The organism is Paucibacter sp. B51 (genome assembly GCF_027863535.1).
GTDB classification, from domain to species: Bacteria; Pseudomonadota; Gammaproteobacteria; order Burkholderiales; family Burkholderiaceae_C; genus Paucibacter_A; species Paucibacter_A aquatilis.
The window spans coordinates 710,640-728,941 of record NZ_JAPIVN010000001.1 but is presented as its reverse complement, the minus strand read 5'-3'; the positions used below and the strand labels follow the sequence as shown (position 1 = coordinate 728,941).

The following is an 18,302-nucleotide window of genomic DNA, read 5'->3' as shown; positions in this document are numbered from 1 at the left end:
CCTGACTCTCTGCTATGGCTATGACCCCATCAAACGACTGGCCACCACCAGCTACGGCGATGGCCCCCTCAGCATCCTGAGCCAGCCCACGAGCGGCCCGGACGTCACAGACCCGCCTTGCGCCACTCCCCGGCCGTCGCCCCCAGGTCCGCCCTCAAGCTGCGGACCAGCACGCGCAAGAGGGTCACGGCAAGAGGGTCAGGCCTTAAACCTGAAGGCAAGACCTGACCCTCTGCTATGGCTATGACCCCATCAAACGACTGGCCACCACCAGCTACGGCGATGGCCCCCTCAGCATCCTGAGCCAGCCCACGAGCGGCCCGGACGTCACAGACCCGCCTTGCGCCACTCCCCCGCCGTCGCCCCCAGGTCCGCCCTCAAGCTGCGGCTCAGGTGACTGGCGCTGGCATAGCCGCACTGCGCTGCGACTTCGGCCAAGCTCAGTGCGGGGCGCTCGCGCAGCAGCGCTTGGGCGCGGGCGCTGCGGCGCAGGCTGATCCAGCCGTGCACGCTGCAGCCCAGGCTGTGGCGGAACATGCGCGCGAAATGGCACTCAGTGCGCAAGAGGGTCAGGCCTTAAATCTACCTGATTAGGCACAAATCTCCGCTGGCATCCTTTTGCGCAGTGAAACCTCCCGCCAGGGATTGCAGTGGATTGCATCGACGAGCAGACCGGTCAATATGGCCCGCAGATCAAATCGCCGATTGAAGCGGTATTGAAACTCCGCCAAGTAGCGCTGCGTGTAATGGCTGAGCTTGAAGCCTTTGAAGGTCGAGGCCATCCAAGTCTTCAGATTGCCCAAGGTCGTGTTCACCGCCAGGAAGCGCGGATGCTGACCTGCGGCCTTGCCAGTGGAGTTGACGATGATCGGCTCATGCGTGAAGCCTGCGCCTTTGACCGCAGCAAACGTGGACAAGCCGTCGCTGACGACGTGCGTCCCCGCAGCCAGCGCCTTGCTTGCCCATCGAGCAATGGTCAACTTCTGCCAGTTGGGAACGACGTCCAGCCGGGTCAATACAGCCTTGCCGTTACTTGTTGTCTGAACGGCAGCCACAACCAACACCTTGTTCGGCGCCGTGCGCCCTCGGCCACAGCCTTGGCGCTCTCCGCCGACAAAGACGTCATCGATCTGCACCAATGTTTCCAACTTGCGCTCTCGCTCTTGGCCAAACATGACCTGCATCAGCTTGTGTTTGACCAGCCAAGCACTGCGATAGCTGACCCCAAGGTCGCGCATGAGTTGCAGGGCTGACATGCCAGTCTTGCTCTGCGTGAGCAGGTGGATGGCCAGAAACCAGGTCGTCAGCGGCAGCTTGCTGGCATCGAACACAGTGCCTGCCGTGAGGCTCGTTTGACGACGGCAACGACAGCATTGCAAGAGCAAGCGCGTGCCGCGCTCGTGGCGGCTGTGCTCAGTACTGGCGCACTTGGGACAAACGAAGCCCCTGGGCCAACGCGTCTCGTACAAGGCTTGCTGGCACCGTGCCAGCGTGCCGTAGCGCTGGAAGAACGTGGCCAGCGAGAGGCCTGGCTGAAACTGGATTCGATTGATAGGCATGGTCGGCTCCGGTGTTCGGTGTGACCAATTTCCCATCCCATTGGCTCATCAGGTGAGCCAGCGGACGTAGGTGCCTAATCAGGTAAATCTAAATGCAAGACCTGACCCTCCACCGTTCTGCAGTTCGGGGTCAAGTCTTAAATATTCACCCGCTCTCACTTTCTTGCTCGGTCAGCTCAGAATGTAGGCCATGTCTCGGCCACTTCGCATCGAGTTTCCCGGCGCTCTGTACCACGTGTCTGCACGTGGAGACAGGCGGGAAGACATCTTTGTGGATGACGCAGATCGAGCGAGCTTGCTGGCGGTGGTGGCGCAGGGGCTGGGGCGAATTGATGCGGTGATGCTGTCTTACTGTCTGATGAGCAATCGCTAGCACTTCGTGTTGCAGACGAGGCAGGGTAATTTTTCGCTGCTGACGCGCCACATCAATGGCGTGTACTCGCAGGCCTACAAACGGCGTCACGGCAAGGTGGGCCATGTGTTCCAGGGCCGATTCAAGGCCATTCTGGTTGACGAGGGCGCGTACTTGCTGGAGGTTTGCCGGTACTTGGAACTGAACCCAGTACGGGCGGGCATGGTGGCTGAGCCGGGCGCCTGGCTTTGGTCCAGCTACCGGGTGCATGTGGGCAAGGCTGCTCGGGTGTCGTGGCTGGACACTGCAGCCTTGCACGGCTTCATGCTCGGGCAGGATGTCGACTCTCCAAAGGCCTCGGCACGTGCGCTGAAGCTGTATGCCGCCCACGTGGCGGCCGGGCACGGCGTGAGCTTGTGGGACCAAGCGCTGAACCGGCAGATTTACCTGGGCGACAACGATTTTGTGCAGCGCATGCTGGATGCCGCCGAACCGGGTTCTGCACGCAGCCGCGAGGTGCCCAAGGCACAGAGACCGAAGAAGACCATGAAGCTCGGTCTCACACAGTGGCTGGCCCAAGGCCCCAGCCGCGAGGAGGCGCTGCGACGGGCGCATACCGAGGGTGGTCTGACGATGACCGCCATGGCCGCCGAATTGGGATTGACGGTGGCTCGGGTGAGCCAGTTGGTGAGCCGGGCGGAACGGGGGAGGGAGATGAAGTCGGGGCGAAGACATGATCTACAAGACTTTGCCCTGATTCCGTGGTCCTGATTTCGCCGCCGATCTCGCCAATTTCGGCCCCACGGCCGCATGAAGCATCACCAGTTAGAGGAAGCCGTACCTTTCGTATGTGGCAAGCGCATTTGCTCGTGCTTGATCCCAAACGACCTGTAAGCGCTTACAGGTCAGGATGGTGTTCTTTTCCTCTATTCTCGGGCGCCGATCACGCGCTGGTAACTCGCTATCTGAGCAGCATAAAGTGTTACATCATGGCGAATTTGATCTGACTCGAATGTGGCTCCGCGAATCAGTAGATCTTCGGCAATACCAATTGCGCCATTTACAGGGAGAGCACCATGAACCTCAATCAAAAACTGGCCTGTTCTGTCGGACTGCTTGCGTTTGCAAGCAGCGCAGGAGCAGCGTCCGGCAATGTCTATCAGTCATCCGTCGCCGGAACAAGCTATTCAGTCACGGCAAATTGGCAAGGGAGCACCACCCCACCGGTGAACGGGAACCTTGAGCAATCTCAACAGATGCGAGAGCTCGTTAACACTGCGCAAGCCTATTACCTGTCAATTGAGTCAGGCATGAACGATGCAGTCGGAGCAGCGATGATTCGCCTGAGCCAAAGCAATCTTCAAGCTCGACTCAAGTACCCCGGCGCACTTGCTGGACAGTTGGCAGGCAGCCTTGCTCGGAATCCTGGTGGAGATTTGCACCTCGCCATCAGCGGAATCAACTACTCGGCGGCGCTTGGCGTCAGTGGCTCGGAGGGACTGTTGAACTTCGACTGCAACGTGGGGCTTGAGATGGGTGACCTCCGATTTGGTTTGGATTTCAATCCAACCACGGGTACCTCAAGCAACAAAACCTCCAGCTCTGCGACGCCGACTCACACAGTCAGTTGCACCAACTCTTTCGGCTGGCTCCCGTGGATTGGCAAGGAGATCAATAGACGAATTGAAGAGCTCATTCGTTCCAAGATCAATGGTGGCTTCGATATCGGTGCTTCAGTCTTGCATACCGAACCGCAAAGAGCCCTGTTCGCCTTCGTGAACTCGATTCAACCCAACACCCTGATGCTGGGTCCGATCGATGTGGGGATGTATATCCAAAACAATATTCGGAACCTCTACCTCAACCATCAGGTCACACTGACGGTCGCTAAACCCTCCAGCTTCTACGCGCCGACGCGGAATCACATCCCCAGCCCCTTGGTTCGTTCGGGAAATGCGGTGTCCTTCGACTTCTATGAAAACGGCGTCAAACGTACCGGCTTTCGCGCAGACCTCGCCCGACGCTTCAACTGGACACTGATTTCCGGTACAGGCGACGATTGAGTCTTCTAGGCCGGAGGGTCATGCGAGGCCCCTGGGCCAGGCTCAAAACCTGAAGGCAAGACCTGACCCCCTGCTGTTCCAACGAATCGTCCCCCTGGCGATGATTCGGTGCGAGCCCCAAAAGAGGGGCGAAAGTGTGCAGAAGGCTCGACCGAACCGTGCTGTTCAAAGCGCTCAAGCGCACTCCGCAGGGGGCAAGGCTTGCTGGCTTGAGCAGTGGCCATCGAGGTGCCGCTGAGGTTGAGCGTTTGCTGGAGTGCCTCATAGAGCAGTCGAGCCATGATTGCCAGGGTGATGCCAAGGGCGCGGGGGGTACTGTATACGCTGCTGGCTGCTGCAGCATTCGGTGTCCCGGTGCGCCGCTTGCACCTCAAGGGTGGTGCCGGCTATCGAATGGTTCGAACTCGGCCAAAGGGAATGAGGGGAAGCTCAGCTGGCGGCTGCTGGATCTTGTCGGCCTGTCGTTGCGGTAGGCCTGGTTGACGCGTCTTCCGGTCAGGAAATTGGTCGAGCTCGTGGCTGCCAGTTCCAGATCACCGTTCTCGCCACAGCGGGGTTGGCGGGTGTCCATCCCGGCCAGCACCCAAGTGCCTTTCTCATGCTGCGCGAAGCGGTAGATCGTGACATGGACGCCGCAGGCCGACCTGGCGTTGATCTGCAGCGAAAAGCGTCGCTCCGACTGGGCCTCGATGATTTCGAAGTCGGTTCGGCCGCTGGCGTCCGAAAAATCGAAGGGCTGGGATCGTGCAAGTTCCCGCAGGCCTCCGCTGCCAGGGACGCGTTCCAGCACAAAGATCAAGGCCTGGCGGCCACGGCCTTCCTGCCCGAGAGCAATGCCGAAAACGCGATGCAAGGATGGAGATCCTTCGTCGGTGGACAAGTGCCGGACTTCAGAGCCCTGGAAGCAGGCCCTGGCATAAGCGTCGACGCTGGCGTGGATCTCTCCACCGCCTCTGGTGGCTGCACGGGCCTGCGTGGCCATCCCGATAGGAATCAGGGCCAGGCTTGTGACGACCAGTGCGCGGCGGCTTGGCGAGTGGCCGGCTTGCCGATTGCGGATGGGTTGTTTCATGTGAGTACATCCAGGAGGGGAATTGGGGTGAAGCGCCGAATCTCTTGGGGCCGCGGCCATCGAGCCTCGACGTTCCTTCAACGATCCGCGTGCGCCAGCGTGTATCCCGGCATCAGGCCGAAGACGCTGCCGGGGCTGCCCTGCGCCACTCCCCCGCCGTCGCCCCCAGATCCGCCCTCAGGCTGCGGCTCAGGTGGCTGGCGCTGGCGTAGCCGCAGTGGGCGGCGACTTGCGCTAGGCTCAGGCTGGGGCGTTCTCGCAGCAGGGCCAGGGCGCGGGCGCTGCGGCGCTGGCTGATCCAGCCGTGCACGCTGCAGCCCAGGCTGTGGCGGAACATGCGCGCGAAGTGAAACTCGGACAGGTTCGCTTCCGCCGCCAGTTCGGCCAGGCTCAGGCCCTCGGTCTGGCCGGCGGCCAATTGCGCCTCGATCTGGTCCAGCACGCGGCGGCGTGCGGCCGGGGCCAGGCCGCCCTTGGCCAGGTGCAGGGCGCGTTCTCGTGCATGGGGCTGGGCGGCCATCAGCACCAGGTGGTCCAGCGCGGCTTCGCTGAGCTCGTGGGCCTGCAGGCGCTGCGCGGTGTCGCCCCAGTCGAGCGCGCTGACCTCTCGGCCCCAGCGGGCCAGGGCCGGGTCCTGGCCGAAGATGCGCGGGGCCAGGGTGTAGGCGCGCGGCTCGGCGTCCAGCAGGCGGACGATGCGCTGGGCCCAGGCGCTGTCGGACAGATACAGGTGCACAAAGCGCAGCGGGCCGGCGATCTGCCACTGCGATTCATGCTCGGCCGGCAGGATGCAAAACGTGCCCGGCTCGCCATGCGGCGCGTCCTGCGGGCTGCGCTCGCCGACCACGCGCACATCCTGGCCGCCGTGCAGGTAAACCGACAGGGTGTGGTGGCCGGGGCGCTCGTAGCCGGTGTGATCTTCACGGTTGCGCCACTGGGCCAGGCGCAGGGCGCCGCCCAGGTCCGCCTGGCGCTCCAGCTGCGCGCGCGACTGGCTCAGCACCGCGAACACCTGAGGTGCTGGGGCGGCGCTGGCGGCAAGGCTGGGCAGTGCGGAGGCCGTGGACATGGCCTGATTTTCAGCGCCGCCGGGCTGCCGCGGCCCAGCCGGCGCGCAAAAATGCGCAGGATTGTGCAATCTCCGGCAGGGCGGGGCCGGCATGCTGCAGCCCTGATTCCGAGGAGCTGTGTTTGTGAATGCAATGCTGTACGCCCTGGTGGTGCTGATCTGGGGCACGACCTGGATCGCCCTGAAGTGGCAGCTGGGCGTGGTGCCCATCCCCTTGTCGATCGCCTACCGCTTCGGCCTGGCGGCCTTGATCCTGTTCGCCTGGCTGGCCTGGCGCGGCCAGCTGCAGCGGCCGCGGGGCCGTGCGGGCCTGTGGGTGCTGGGCCAGGGCCTGTGCCTGTTCTGCTTCAACTTCGTCTGCTTCCTGAATGCCAGCGCCCTGATCCACAGCGGCCTGGTGGCGGTGGTGTTCTCCAGCGCCACGCTCTGGAATGCGCTGCTGGCGCGCCTGGTCCATGGCCGGCGCCTGGCGCCCCAGGTGATGGCCGGCGGCGGGCTGGGCTTGGTCGGCTTGCTGCTGCTCTTCTGGCCCGAGATTCGCAGCGCCCAGGGCGCCGGCGTCAGCACCTTGCAAGGCCTGGCCTGGGCGCTGGGCGGCACGCTGTGCTTCTCGACCGGCAATCTGCTCTCGGCCGCTCTGCAGGGCCAGGGCCTGAAGCCGGCGCAGACCAACGCCTGGGGCATGCTGGTCGGCACCCTGCTGCTGCTCAGCTACTGCCTGCTGCAAGGTGTGCCCTTTGCCTACGAGCCGGGCTGGCGCTACAGCAGCGCGCTGCTGTATCTGGCGATCCCGGGCTCGGTGATCGGCTTCACCGCCTACCTGACCCTGGTCGGCCGCCTCGGCCCCGAGCGGGCGGCCTACAGCACGGTGCTCTTCCCGGTGGTGGCGCTGAATGTCTCGGCCCTGTTCGAGGGCTACCGCTGGACGCTGCCGGCCCTGCTGGGCCTGGCCTGCGTGATGGCGGGCAATGTTTTGGTGTTCCGCAAGAGGAAGGCGAAAGCGGCGCCTCGGCCTGTATCTGCCGTTCAGCGCATTCAAACGGAGATTTGATGCATCCAACGCTGCTGCTGTGATGAGAAATTAGGTACGCAGCTGGAATTGGGAAATTGTCAATACGACCCTTCTCCATGCTGCGTGTCGCTTCAGAATGCAGCATGGCATTGACACCCTTCATTGTTTCGGAAACCATACCGAATCAAATTGAAGTTATGTGTCATGAAACTCAGCCGCTCTCAGGTTCAGCCCTATCTGCATAAACTCCAGGCGGAGCTCGGAACCAAGGATCATGCGCGCCTTGTGGCGCTTTCCGGCGCGCTCGATGAGCAAGCGCATCAATTGACCGTCTCAGCTGCGTTGGCGGCGGCCTTTGCCGAGAGCCGTTCGTTGGAGAGTCAGAACAAGCTGCTGGGTCAGCTGCGCGAGAGATTCAATGATTTGGCGGAAGAAGCTGGCTTTCGTGTGCGCTGCGAGGTTAGCAGCGCCCGTGCGGGCGGGGCCGACAAGCGCTTTCTTTGGTTTGAGGGCGAGACCTTGCTCGAGGTATCTCACACCACGGATGAACTGACGCGTGTCTCTGCCAATCTGATCGAGGATCGCCAAGGGCTGCCTTTGCACACCGAGCCGCGCATCAGCCTGCAGGCGCTGCATCCAGGCAGCGGCCGTCCGCTCGTCCGTTGGTTCGCCAGCTATGCGCATGCCGACGAGAAAGCACGCGATCTCATCGAGCGCCTCGGAAGGCGCCTCGCCAACAACCGCTACTACCACTTCGAAGCCTGGGACGATCACCAGCTGCTGGTCGGCGAAGATTGGCATGCCCAGATTCAGCAAGCGCTGCAGCAATGTCATCTGGGCGTGCTGCTGCTCAGCCACGAGTTCCTGGCCAGCCGATACATCGGCCAGCACGAGCTGCCAGCATTTCGATCCGGGCATTCGACTGGCGCGCCGGGCAAGCGAGCCATCCCCGTGGCCTTGCAAGTGATTGACTTTGCCAACACTGACCTGAAGGGGCTAGCGCAGTCTCAGATCTATCACGACCGGGATCAGAAAGCCTATGCCCAACGCACGGGAAGTAAGCGCGATGTCTGGTTAGACGGGCTTGTCGCGCAAATGACCCAGGTGCTGGACCGCTACGCCGACAAGCCCGCGGCGCCGAGCGCTGGCGCGGCGGCCAAGCGTTCAACGCCAGCAATTGTTGAAACATCGCCGCGACGTGAGGCCCTGCGTTTGCTGCGGGCTCGGGACATGCTCTCGCCCGATATGGATCGCTTGCCGCACCTGATGACCGAGGTCTTGGCCAAGCCTGCCCTGCTTGATGAGCGCTTGCTTTCCAAGGACGCCCCTTCAGCAGCAGCATCAAGCGGTGACGAAGGCGGCGTGAACGTGCTGGAGCATCTGCTTGACTGGGCACAGGACCCTGACGCGCCGCCCTTGTTTGCCTTGCTCGGTGAGTACGGCATGGGCAAGACCATCTGCTGCCAGCGCCTGGTGCGCGAGATCGAGGAGCGCCGCGAGGCGGCCCATGCACAAGGTCAGGCCACGGCCCTGCCACAGGCCCTGTATTTTGATTTGCGCAAGCTCACGCAGCTGCGCAGCGCTGCGGTGCCGACCTTGCCGCAGGTGATTGACGAATGCGTCCAGCGCGGCTGGGCTGCGGCTTGTGAAAAACCGAGCGCTGCCGAGTTGATCGAGCGCAGCCAGGCTCATGCGTTGCTCTGGGTCTTCGATGGGCTGGATGAAGCGCTGGTCCATCTCAGCGAGCGCCAGGGCCAGCAGTTCACGCAGGAGCTGTTGCGTCTGCAGCCCCTGTCTGGTCACGGCTCGCATCCGCTGACCCGCGTGTTGATTTCTTGCCGCACGCACTACTTCCGCACCTTGCGTGAGCAAAACAGTCACTTCACCGGCCAGGAGCGCGGTGACCGTGCCGGCGCCGACTACCGCGCTTTGTTGATGTTGCCCTTGGGGGAAACGCAAATCCTGGGTTATTTGCAGCATGCCTTGCCGGGCATCGATCCGCAGGCCACGCTGGCGCTGGTGCAAAGCGTGCACAACCTGGGCGAGCTGGCCGAACGGCCCTTCACGCTGCGCCTGGTGAGCGAATTCATTCCTCAGATTGAGCATTGGCGGGCGCAAGGGCGACCGGTTTACGGCGTGACGCTGTATCAGGAGATGGTCAATCGCTGGATTGCGCGCGACAACGGCAAACACCATCTGCGCGCCGAGCACAAGCAACTGCTGATGGCGCAGCTGGCAGCCTGGATGTGGCGTGAGGGCCAGCGCCTGATGCCCGCCGGGCAGCTGGAGTCCTGGTTTCACGAATGGTTGGCCGCCGACCCTGAGCTCCAGCGGCTCTACGCCGGTGTGGGTTACGACAAGCTCGACGAAGACCTGCGCACCGCCACCTTTCTGGTGCGCGAGGACGAGCCCAGCGAGGGCGGTGCCCAGGCGGGCGGTTTCCGCTTTGCCCACAGCTCCATGCAAGAGTTCTTTCTGGCGCAGCATATGTTCCGCGCCTTGCAGCTCGGTCAACGCGCAGCCTGGGCCATGCCCTTGGTCAGCCCTGAAACGCGGCAGTTCCTGGCCCAGCTGTTGCAAGCGGAAGGGCGCGCCGAGCAACTCGACACCTTGTCGGCCTGGCGTGCGCCCTACTTGGCGCTGGCCAGCGAGCAATGGCTGCGCTACGCCTTGGATGCCACGGCGCAAGGCTGGCCGGCGCCCACCTTGTCCGGCCTTGACATGCAGGGCGCCGACCTGCACGGTTGGCGTTTCATCGGCCGCAGTGAGCAGGAGCCACTCAATCTGAGCTCGGCCAACTTCGCGAGCTGCGAGCTGCGCGAGACCGTCTGGCACGATGTGGTGATGAGCAGTGCCGATGTTTCGGACGCACAGCTGTGCCGCTGCGAATGGTGGCGGGTCTGGGCTGATGGGCTGACTGCAGACAGGGCTTTGCTGGACGGCGCCGTGTTTCGCGAGGTCCAGTGGGCTGCCAGTACATGGAAGGGGGCCAGTGGGCAAGCCCCCTGGTTTTTGTACACCGAGGCACCCGAGCCTTGGCAGGCGGGGGGCTCGCTCGACGGCATAGGCGCGACGCCTTCGTCTCGCCTGCCAGCGGGCTTGCAGCCTCGTTGGCGAAACTCCGGGCCCAGCCCTCGGGCGCAAGCCTGCAGCCTTTCCCCCGATGGCCAGTACGCGCTCTCTGCAAGTGCTGACAACACGCTCAAGCTCTGGCAGGTCGCCTCTGGCCGCTGCCTCGCCATCTGGGCCGGCCATGAGAACTCGGTCACCGCCTGCAGCTTTTCCCCCGATGGTCAGCGGGCGCTCTCCGCCAGTGCCGACAAGACCCTCAAGCTCTGGCAGGTCGCCTCCGGCCGCTGCCTCGCCACCTGGGCCGGCCATGAACGCTGGGTCACCGCCTGCAGCTTTTCCCCCGATGGTCAGCAGGCGCTCTCCGCAAGTCTTGACAGCACCCTCAAGCTCTGGAACGTCGCTTCCGGCCGCTGCCTTGCCACCTGGGCCGGCCATGTGCTCTCGGTCACCGCCTGCAGCTTTTCCCCCGATGGACAGCAGGCGCTCTCCGCCAGTCATGACAAGACCCTCAAGCTCTGGCAGGTCGCCTCTGGCCGCTGCCTCGCCACCTGGGCCGGTCATGATGAATGGGTCACCGCCTGCAGCTTTTCCTCCGATGGCCAGCACGCGCTCTCCGCCAGTGCCGACAAGACCCTCAAGCTCTGGCAGGTCGCCTCCGGCCGCTGTCTCGCCACCTGGGTCGGCCATGAGGATTCGGTCACCGCCTGCAGCTTTTCCCCCGATGGCCAGCACGCGCTCTCCGCCAGCGACGACAGCACCCTGAGGCTCTGGCAGGTCGCCTCCGGCCGCTGCCTCGCCACCTGGGCCGACCATGAATATTCGGTTTCTGCCTGCAGCTTTTCCCCCGATGGCCAGCAGGCGCTCTCCGCCAGTGACGACAAGACCCTCAAGCTCTGGCAGGTCGCCTCCGGTCGCTGCCTCGCCACCTGGGCCGGCCATGAATACTGGGTCACCGCCTGCAGTTTTTCCCCCAATGGCCAGCAGGCGCTCTCCGCCAGTCACGACAAGACCCTCAAACTCTGGCACCTCGCCTCCGGCCGCTGCCTCGCCACCTGGGCCGGCCATGAACACTGGGTCACCGCCTGCAGCTTTTCCCCCGATGGCCAGCACGCACTCTCCGCAAGTCGTGACAGCACCCTCAAGCTCTGGCAGGTCGTTTCCGGCCGCTGCCTTGCCACCTGGGCCGGCCATGAAAAGCTGGTCGCTGCCTGCAGCTATTCTCCCGATGGCCAGCACGCGCTCTCTGCTAGTTGGGACAAGACCCTCAAGCTCTGGCACGTTGCTTCCGGCCGCTGCCTCGCCACCTGGGGCGGCCACGAAGACTGGGTCACCTCCTGCAGCTTCTCACCCGATGGCCAGCATGCGCTCTCCGCCTCCTCCGACAAGACCCTCAAGCTCTGGCAGGTCGCTTCCGGCCGCTGCCTCGCCACCTGGGTAGGCCATGAAAGCTGGGTCGCCGCCTGCAGCCTCTCCTCTGATGGCCAGCATGCGCTCTCCGCCAGTTGGGACCAGACCCTCAAACTCTGGCACGTTACTTCCGGCCGCTGCCTCGCCACCTGGGGCGGCCATGAAGACTGGGTCACCTCCTGCAGCTTCTCGCCCGATGGCAAGCATGCGCTTTCCGTAAGTAACGACAGCACCGTCAAGTTCTGGCACGTTGCTTCCGGCCGCTGCCTCGCCACCTGGGCCGGCCATGAGAACCCGGTCGCTGCCTGCAGCTTCTCTCCCGATGGCCAGCGGGCGCTCTCCAGTGGCAGCGCTGGGGCTCTGATGCTGTGGCGCGTGCCGTCCGGCCAACTGCTTCGGGTGCATCAGGTGGTGGCTGGCGACTACGCGGTGTGGAGCGGCGACCGGCGTGAGCTTCTCAGCGCCAGCGCTGGGGCCTGGCGTTGGTTGGCTGCGCAGCTGGTGGATGAGGCATCCGGAGAGTTGCGCGGCCTGTGGCCGGCAGAAAGCCTGCTGTCCTTGCCTTTCAATACCGGGAGCCCGGGCGAGATTGGCGCCTGATCCTCAGGCAATAGGCTGCACTTTCAGAGCCACGCTCAGGAGAGCTGCCGCCTGTTTCGATGGCAAATCCATGCCATTCCATGGTTTGAGGCGCAGCCATCCCGGGCTAGGATGAGCCCAGGCGGCCGCTGACCTGGGAGGCAGACGGCCCGGGAGAGCCCGATATGAACCTGCCACCGTCCACCTGGGCCCTGCACCAGCTGGAAGTTGAGAAGTCCGGCCTGGCCGGACGTTTGAGCAGCCTGCACAGCATCATCCAGGCGCGTTTTCCAGCCATCGGCCGCATGGCGCTGGCGCTGTACGACCCGGTCAGCGATGCGCTCAAGACCTTTGCCAGCAGCAACGAGGATGGCGAGGCGCTGCAGCGTTATGAGGCGGTGCTGGCCGACGTGCCCTCGCTGCTGCAGCTGAAGAACGAGCGCCGCACACGGGTGGTGCAGGACATCGAGGCCAGCTTTGCCCACCCCAGCGCCCACACGGCCTGGCTGCGCGGTCAGCAGTACCGCAGCAGCTACACCCTGCCCATCTTCAGCGGCCATGAGCTGGCGGCGTTTCTGTTCTTCGATGCCAAGGAGGCGAATGCCTTCGGGCCCGAGGTCACGGGCTTTCTGGACATCTTTGCCGACATCGTCAGCCAGCTCTATCTGCTGCGCCTGGCGGCGGTGAACACCTTGGTGGGTGCGGTGGACATCGCCACCGGCCTGGCCCGCATCCGCGATGTCGAGACCGGCCGCCACCTTGAGCGCATGGCGGCTTACGCGCGCCTGATCGCCAAGGCGCTGGCGCCCAGCCATGGCCTCAGCGACGAGCAGGTCGAGTATGTGCACCTGTTCGCGCCCTTGCACGACATCGGCAAGGTCGGCATCCCTGATCGCATCCTGCTCAAGCCGGGCCGGCTGGACGCCGAGGAATTTGCCCACATGAAGCGCCATGTGCAGATCGGCCTCGATCTGGTCGAGCACATGGTGGCCGATCTGGGCCTGCAGGGCGACCCGGCGGCCCAGGTCATGCGTGAGGTGGTGGGCGGCCACCATGAGCGCGGCGATGGCTCGGGCTACCCCCTGGGACTGCGCCTGGCGGAGATTCCGCTGGTCTCTCGCATCATTGCCGTGGCCGATGTCTACGACGCGCTCTCCACCGAGCGGCCCTACAAGCCGCGTTGGAGCGAGGCCGACTGCCTGGCCGAGCTGCAGCGCGAGGTGGCGGCGGGGCGGCTGGATGCCGACTGTGTCGCCGCCCTGGCCGCGGCCGAGGTCGCGCGCGCCGACATCCGCCGCCGGCTGGCGGACTGAACGTCGCTCAGGCCTGCACGCGGCGCGCCCGCCAGGCCGCAGCCGCCACGCAGATCGCCCAGCAGATCCAGGCCGACCACATGGTGTGGCTTACATAGTGGGCGCCGCGCGCCAGCTGGGCCCAGCCGAACAGCGTGCCGAAGACCAGCACGCCGGCCAGCCAGAGCCGGGCGATGGCCGGCCGGTCCTGGCGCCAGAGGAAGAACTGGCTGAAGAAGGCAAAGGCCGCAATCGCATGGCCCGAGGGAAAGCAGTGGCCGCCGCCGCCGTCCTTCACACCCAGCAGCCAATGCGGCACATAGGGCGCGCTGCCGCCGAACTCTTGCAGATCCCAGGGGCAGCTGGTCTGGCTGACCTGCTTGAGCGAAGGAATGGCGATCAGGCAGGCCAGGGTCACCAGCAGCCAGAAACGCCGCTCGCTGCGCGCCGGGCTGGGCAGGGGTGAGCGGTCGGGGCGGGCGATCCAGGGCCGGATCGCATCGATGATCAGGGCGATGAAGATCAGCCAGGCCAGGCTGCGGCCGCCCTGGTGGCCCAGGCCGGCGGTCAGCCAGGCCTCGCGCCAGGCAAAACCGTTGGCATCACCGTAGAGGCGCGAGATGCTCAGGTCCAGGCCGCTCCACTCCCAGGCGGCCAGCAAGGCCAGGGCGATCAGGGTGAGGAGCAGATCCCGGCGCCAGGCTGGCGCCGCGGCGGGCAGGATGGCGTTCATCGGGCCGCCCCGGTCTTGCAGTTCTGGGCCAGATTCCATTCCGGCGCGAACACGCTGCTGTGCACATCGAGCAGGCCCATCACGGTGTGGAAGAGGTGGTCATGGCGAGGCGCGGGTTCGGTCTGGCTGGCGCGCTGGCGCAGGCAGGCCATGTCCAGGCCGGCATTGGCACCGAAGCCCGGGCTGGCCCACATCAGCATGGGCACCTGCGTCTGCTGCTTGGGGGCGATGGCGTAGGGGATGCCATGCAGGAACAGACCGTTTTCGCCCAGCGATTCGCCATGGTCGGAGACGTAGATCAGGGCCGTGTCCACCTCGTTCGAGCGGGCCTTGAGCTTCTTGACCAGCTCGGCCAGCAGATGGTCGGTGTAGAGCAGGGCGTTGTCGTAGGCGTTGACGATCTCTTCCTTGCTGCACAGGCGCAGATCGTCTTTCTGGCAGGCCGGCTTGAAGCGCTCGAAGGCCTCGGGGTAGCGACGGAAATAGGACGGACCATGGTTGCCCAGCTGATGCATGACCCAGAGGTGGGTGGAGGCGGATTGGCTCTTGGCCGCCGCCAGGCGGGCGTCCAGGTCGGCGATCAGGCCCTCGTCCAGGCAGCGCTTGCCGTCGCACAGGCCGGGGGCGTTCTGGTCATCGACAAAGTCATTGGGCAGGCCGTCGCAGACGCCTTTGCAGCCGCTCTGGTTGTCGCGCCAGTGCACTTGCACGCCGGCGCGGGCCAGCAGGTGCAGCAGAGACTCGCTGCCGCGGATGCGGGCTTCGTCGTAATCGCGCCGGCCGATGGGCGCGAACATGCAGGGCAGGGAGGTCTCGGTGTTGGTGCCGCAGGCCTCGACCGGCGGCAGGCTGATCAGTTCCGGCACTTGTGCCAGCTGCGGCGTGGTCTGGCGGGCATAGCCGTTCAGGCCCCAGTTGGCCGCGCGTGCGGTTTCACCCACCACCAGCACCAGCACCAGGGGCTTGGCGCGGGCGCTCATCTGCGCGCCCGGTTTCGCGTCCAGGCCCAGAGGCTGGCGCGGCTTGGCCGCCCCTTTCAGGTCTTGCGCGATCACCGAGCCCAGGGACCAGATGTAGTTGGCCGGGGTGATCAGGTAGCGGATCTCCTTGTTGTTGCGCATCAGCGAGGAGAAGGGCTGGAACACCGCCATGATGGCCGCCACCGCCGTGGCCAGGGCCAGCAGCAGCACGCCCAGGCGCACCCCCAGCGCACGTTGCCAGCTGCGGCGGCGCACGATCTCTACCCGCCACAGCGCCAGCAAAGGCAGGCCGGCCCAGAGCAGCACATGGCCGGCCATGCGCAGGCTCAGCAGCTCGGAGGCCTCGGCCGGGTCGGTGCGCAAGGTGTTGCGCAGCATGGTCGGGTCGAGGTAGACGCCGTAGGTCTGCATGTAGAAGGTGGAGCAGGCGGTGCCGATCAGCAGCACGGCGAGCACCGGCTTGATGGTCCAGCGGTGGGCCACCAGGCCGACCAGAAAGACATGCAGGGCCAGCACCATCACGCCGATGGCCAGGCCAAAGCTCCAGCTGCTGGCGTCGCTGGCGAGGCGGTCCTTGAGTGCAGCGGCAAAGAACAATCGGTTGGCGCTGAACAGCCAGAACAGGCTGGAGATCAGCAGCAGCTGTTCGACGCTGAGGGCCAGCGTGAAACGGCGTCGGGAAAAGGGGGACCCAGAGGTCCGGGAGGAGGCAAAGGCGGTCATCCCCGCATTGGAACCGATGCCGATGAAGCCACCCTTAAGGACTTGCCCCCGGCCCAGCTTTTCGGCGGGACGGGGGCAGATTTCAGCACCGCCAGGCGGCAGCGCGAAGTTCAGCGCCGAAGGGCGTGATCAGCGTGCGATCCAGGCATCGGCCCAGTGCGCGCCCACACCGGGCTCGTAGGCCGTGGCATTGCTGCTCCACTGCCGGCACCAGCCCTCGTAGGGGAAGGGCTTGCACTCGTAGACCTTGCCGTTCTTGGGCTGCAGCACCTTGGTGCCGCCCTTGTAGCTGGCCAGGCTGTTCGGGAACACATAGTCGTAGGTGCTGCTGCCGGCCGGCTTGACGGTGATGGCATAGGTCTTTTGCAGCACATTGCCACCGGCCTTCGGGCTGCCCTTGACCACCAGGTTGTAGGCGCCGCCCGTGGCGGGGTTGAGCGCCAGGTTCAGGGTCTGGCCGCTGTTGTTCAGCGAGACACTGGCCTGGGCCTTGCTGTTGCCGGCGGCGTCAAACAAGGTGGCGGTCACGTCCAGCTCGCCCACGGCGGTCACGCTGAAGCTGAGGTTCAGCGGCCCGCTGGTCGGCGCGGTGTACTCGGCGGCCACGCCGTTGACCAGCAGGTCGACATTGGGCGGCGGCGCCTTGTCGATCTGGATCTCCACCCGGTCGAGCCCGCTGTCGCTGCGCACGAAGACCTCGTTCTGGCCATAGGCCGGGCTGATGCTGCCGTCGGCAGCCTTCTGGCCGGCCTTGAGCTGGCTTTGCTCGGCATTGATGCGGCTGGCCAGCAGGAAGGGCCAGGTGTTGCGCTGGCCATCCGTGGCATTGGCGATGGTGATGCGGGTCTGGAACTCGGGGCGCTCGCCCTTGGTGTCGAACACCCGGGTGGCGACCTTGTCACCGGCGGCCAGGTCCACCGAGGGGTAGATGGTGCCCTTGGGGTTCCAGGTGGTGACGGGCGGCGTGCCGTCGAAGCTGACGTCCACCATGTTGTAGAAGCTGTTGGGCGTGTCGGCAATCTCCCAGACACCCAGGATGATCTGGTAGCCGCTGCGCGCCGGCACGGTGCACGTGTGGTTGACGGTCTTGGGCGGCTGTCTGTTGCCGCCGTCCACCGTGCAGAAGGGTTGGGTCTCGAAGGAGGCCCGGCTGAGCTTGGTGTTGGGGTTCCAGTCAGCGCGGGTGATGTAGTAGCGCCAGTTGCGCGTGGCATGGTTGGCGGTGAAAGTCCAGGAGAAGGTCTGGGCACCGGCCTTGATGGCGCGTTTGGTCCAGCGGGTGCTGGTCTGTTCGTCCATGCTGCCGAACTGGGTCAGGCCGGCGCTGGCAAGCCGACCATCGGCCGGCCCGCCGGACGGGTAGCCCGAGGGGCCTTCCAGGCTTTGCGGCTCGTACTGGATGGGGCCGCAATTGCTGTTGCCGCCCTTGCTGCAGAGCAGGCTGCGCGACTCGGGCGCGCTGATGTAACCGTGGGCGGTGGCCAGGGCCGGCAGCGTGGCTGCCAGCAGGCCCAAAGTGATGGTGCGGATGCGCATAACGTCCTCCTTGTTGGGGTCGGACGATTCTGCGCAGTGCGCACATCGCGCACAAGTGGTTTTGGATTGGGGTTTATCTGGTTTTATATTGGTTTGCAGTAACTTATGAAACCGGCGGTGTGCACGGGTGAGGCGATGTGTTCAGCGGCGCTGCCAGTGCATGACCCAGTTGTCTTGCCAGCTGTGCCCGCCGTCGCGCGAGCGGGTCTGTGTCCAGCGGCAGCTTTGCGGCGTGATCTGGTCCCAGATGCCGCGGTCGATGATGAGGGAGTCGCCGTCCTGCTCCTGGCTGTCCCAGATGCCCACGCCGTCGACAAAGCTGCCCCAGGCCGGGGGCGGTGTCAGCACGCCGCTCTTGGCATTGACCCAGTGGTCGGCCCAGAGCTTGCGCTCGACATCGAGCAGGCGCAGGCCCATGCCACTGAACTGGCGCGAGTGGATGCGCAGCTCCTCGACGCTGCCAATGCCGGCCAGGATGGCGTAGACCGTGGCCTCGCCCTCGAACTGCTGCCAGACGCCGTGCTTGTCGAGCTGGCGGTTCTGGATGCGCCATTCGCCGCGCAGGAAGTCGAAATCGCCGGGGCGGCCGGTGGGCGAGGGCGGTTTGGGGCTGCCGCCCTGATCCGGGCGGCCGGCGCTGCTGGCGCTGGCCATCGCGCTGCCGCCGCTGCCGGCGGCTGCCAGGCTTGCGCCCAGCTGCAGCAGATGTCGGCGTTGCAGCTCATGCGGTGCGGGGTGGCGGGTCGCGCTGGGGAGCTGAGTTTGAGGCAGGGTCATGGTGGTCTCCTGAAGTTCATGGATGGAGGCCAGCGCGCTGTGGGCGACGGCGCCGACCGACACCTTCAGTCTCGGC

The 18,302-nt window shown here is 65.0% G+C and carries 13 protein-coding genes; 5 read left to right on the top strand and 8 right to left on the bottom strand.

Annotation, left to right across the window (positions count from 1 at the left end; all coding sequences use genetic code 11):
• Positions 1-327 precede the first annotated feature (327 nt).
• Together OOB33_RS03110 and OOB33_RS03105 are read right to left on the bottom strand one after the other, a co-directional pair.
• Positions 328-564, bottom strand: a complete 237-nt coding sequence (locus OOB33_RS03110; protein WP_333780312.1) for a helix-turn-helix domain-containing protein — start codon at positions 562-564, stop codon at positions 328-330.
• Between the two features lie 26 nt (positions 565-590).
• On the bottom strand, positions 591-1,559 hold the full coding sequence (locus tag OOB33_RS03105) for an IS1595 family transposase (RefSeq protein ID WP_271007618.1): 969 nt from the start codon (positions 1,557-1,559) through the stop codon (positions 591-593).
• 379 nt (positions 1,560-1,938) lie between these two features.
• Here OOB33_RS03105 and OOB33_RS03100 point away from each other — a divergent pair, with 379 nt between their 5' ends.
• Together OOB33_RS03100 and OOB33_RS03095 are read left to right on the top strand one after the other, a co-directional pair.
• Positions 1,939-2,682 (top strand): transposase, encoded by a 744-nt coding sequence (locus tag OOB33_RS03100; RefSeq protein WP_442952985.1) that lies wholly within the window; start codon positions 1,939-1,941, stop codon positions 2,680-2,682.
• Positions 2,683-2,987: 305 nt separating this feature from the next.
• Positions 2,988-3,974: a hypothetical protein gene (locus OOB33_RS03095; protein ID WP_271007616.1), complete on the top strand. Its 987-nt coding sequence runs from the start codon at positions 2,988-2,990 to the stop codon at positions 3,972-3,974.
• A 370-nt stretch (positions 3,975-4,344) separates the two neighbouring features.
• On the opposite strand, the gene OOB33_RS03090 is transcribed toward OOB33_RS03095, so the two are convergent.
• Together OOB33_RS03090 and OOB33_RS03085 are read right to left on the bottom strand one after the other, a co-directional pair.
• On the bottom strand, positions 4,345-5,046 hold the full coding sequence (locus OOB33_RS03090; RefSeq protein ID WP_271007615.1) for a hypothetical protein: 702 nt from the start codon (positions 5,044-5,046) through the stop codon (positions 4,345-4,347).
• A gap of 112 nt (positions 5,047-5,158) precedes the next feature.
• The gene (locus OOB33_RS03085; protein ID WP_271007614.1) at positions 5,159-6,115 is read right to left on the bottom strand and encodes a helix-turn-helix transcriptional regulator; all 957 of its coding nucleotides are present in this window, start codon (positions 6,113-6,115) and stop codon (positions 5,159-5,161) included.
• Between the two features lie 133 nt (positions 6,116-6,248).
• Here OOB33_RS03085 and OOB33_RS03080 point away from each other — a divergent pair, with 133 nt between their 5' ends.
• The 3 genes from OOB33_RS03080 to OOB33_RS03070 all read left to right on the top strand — a co-directional run bounded on the left by OOB33_RS03080 (position 6,249) and on the right by OOB33_RS03070 (position 13,498).
• Complete coding sequence (locus OOB33_RS03080) at positions 6,249-7,166, top strand: DMT family transporter (protein WP_442953034.1); 918 nt, start codon at positions 6,249-6,251, stop codon at positions 7,164-7,166.
• Between the two features lie 165 nt (positions 7,167-7,331).
• On the top strand, positions 7,332-12,206 hold the full coding sequence (locus OOB33_RS03075; protein WP_271007612.1) for a TIR domain-containing protein: 4,875 nt from the start codon (positions 7,332-7,334) through the stop codon (positions 12,204-12,206).
• Positions 12,207-12,370: 164 nt separating this feature from the next.
• The gene (locus OOB33_RS03070; protein ID WP_271007611.1) at positions 12,371-13,498 is read left to right on the top strand and encodes an HD-GYP domain-containing protein; all 1,128 of its coding nucleotides are present in this window, start codon (positions 12,371-12,373) and stop codon (positions 13,496-13,498) included.
• A gap of 7 nt (positions 13,499-13,505) precedes the next feature.
• Here OOB33_RS03070 and OOB33_RS03065 read toward each other — a convergent pair whose 3' ends face one another.
• The 4 genes from OOB33_RS03065 to OOB33_RS03050 all read right to left on the bottom strand — a co-directional run bounded on the left by OOB33_RS03065 (position 13,506) and on the right by OOB33_RS03050 (position 18,226).
• Complete coding sequence (locus OOB33_RS03065) at positions 13,506-14,210, bottom strand: phosphatase PAP2 family protein (protein ID WP_271007610.1); 705 nt, start codon at positions 14,208-14,210, stop codon at positions 13,506-13,508.
• Positions 14,207-15,913, bottom strand: a complete 1,707-nt coding sequence (locus tag OOB33_RS03060; RefSeq protein WP_271007609.1) for a phosphoethanolamine transferase — start codon at positions 15,911-15,913, stop codon at positions 14,207-14,209. The genes OOB33_RS03065 and OOB33_RS03060 overlap by 4 nt, the downstream gene beginning before the upstream one ends.
• Before the next feature lie 129 nt (positions 15,914-16,042).
• Positions 16,043-17,449: an N-acetylglucosamine-binding protein GbpA gene (gene gbpA / locus OOB33_RS03055; RefSeq protein ID WP_271007608.1), complete on the bottom strand. Its 1,407-nt coding sequence runs from the start codon at positions 17,447-17,449 to the stop codon at positions 16,043-16,045.
• Between the two features lie 141 nt (positions 17,450-17,590).
• On the bottom strand, positions 17,591-18,226 hold the full coding sequence (locus OOB33_RS03050) for a hypothetical protein (RefSeq protein WP_271007607.1): 636 nt from the start codon (positions 18,224-18,226) through the stop codon (positions 17,591-17,593).
• Positions 18,227-18,302: the final 76 nt, after the last annotated feature.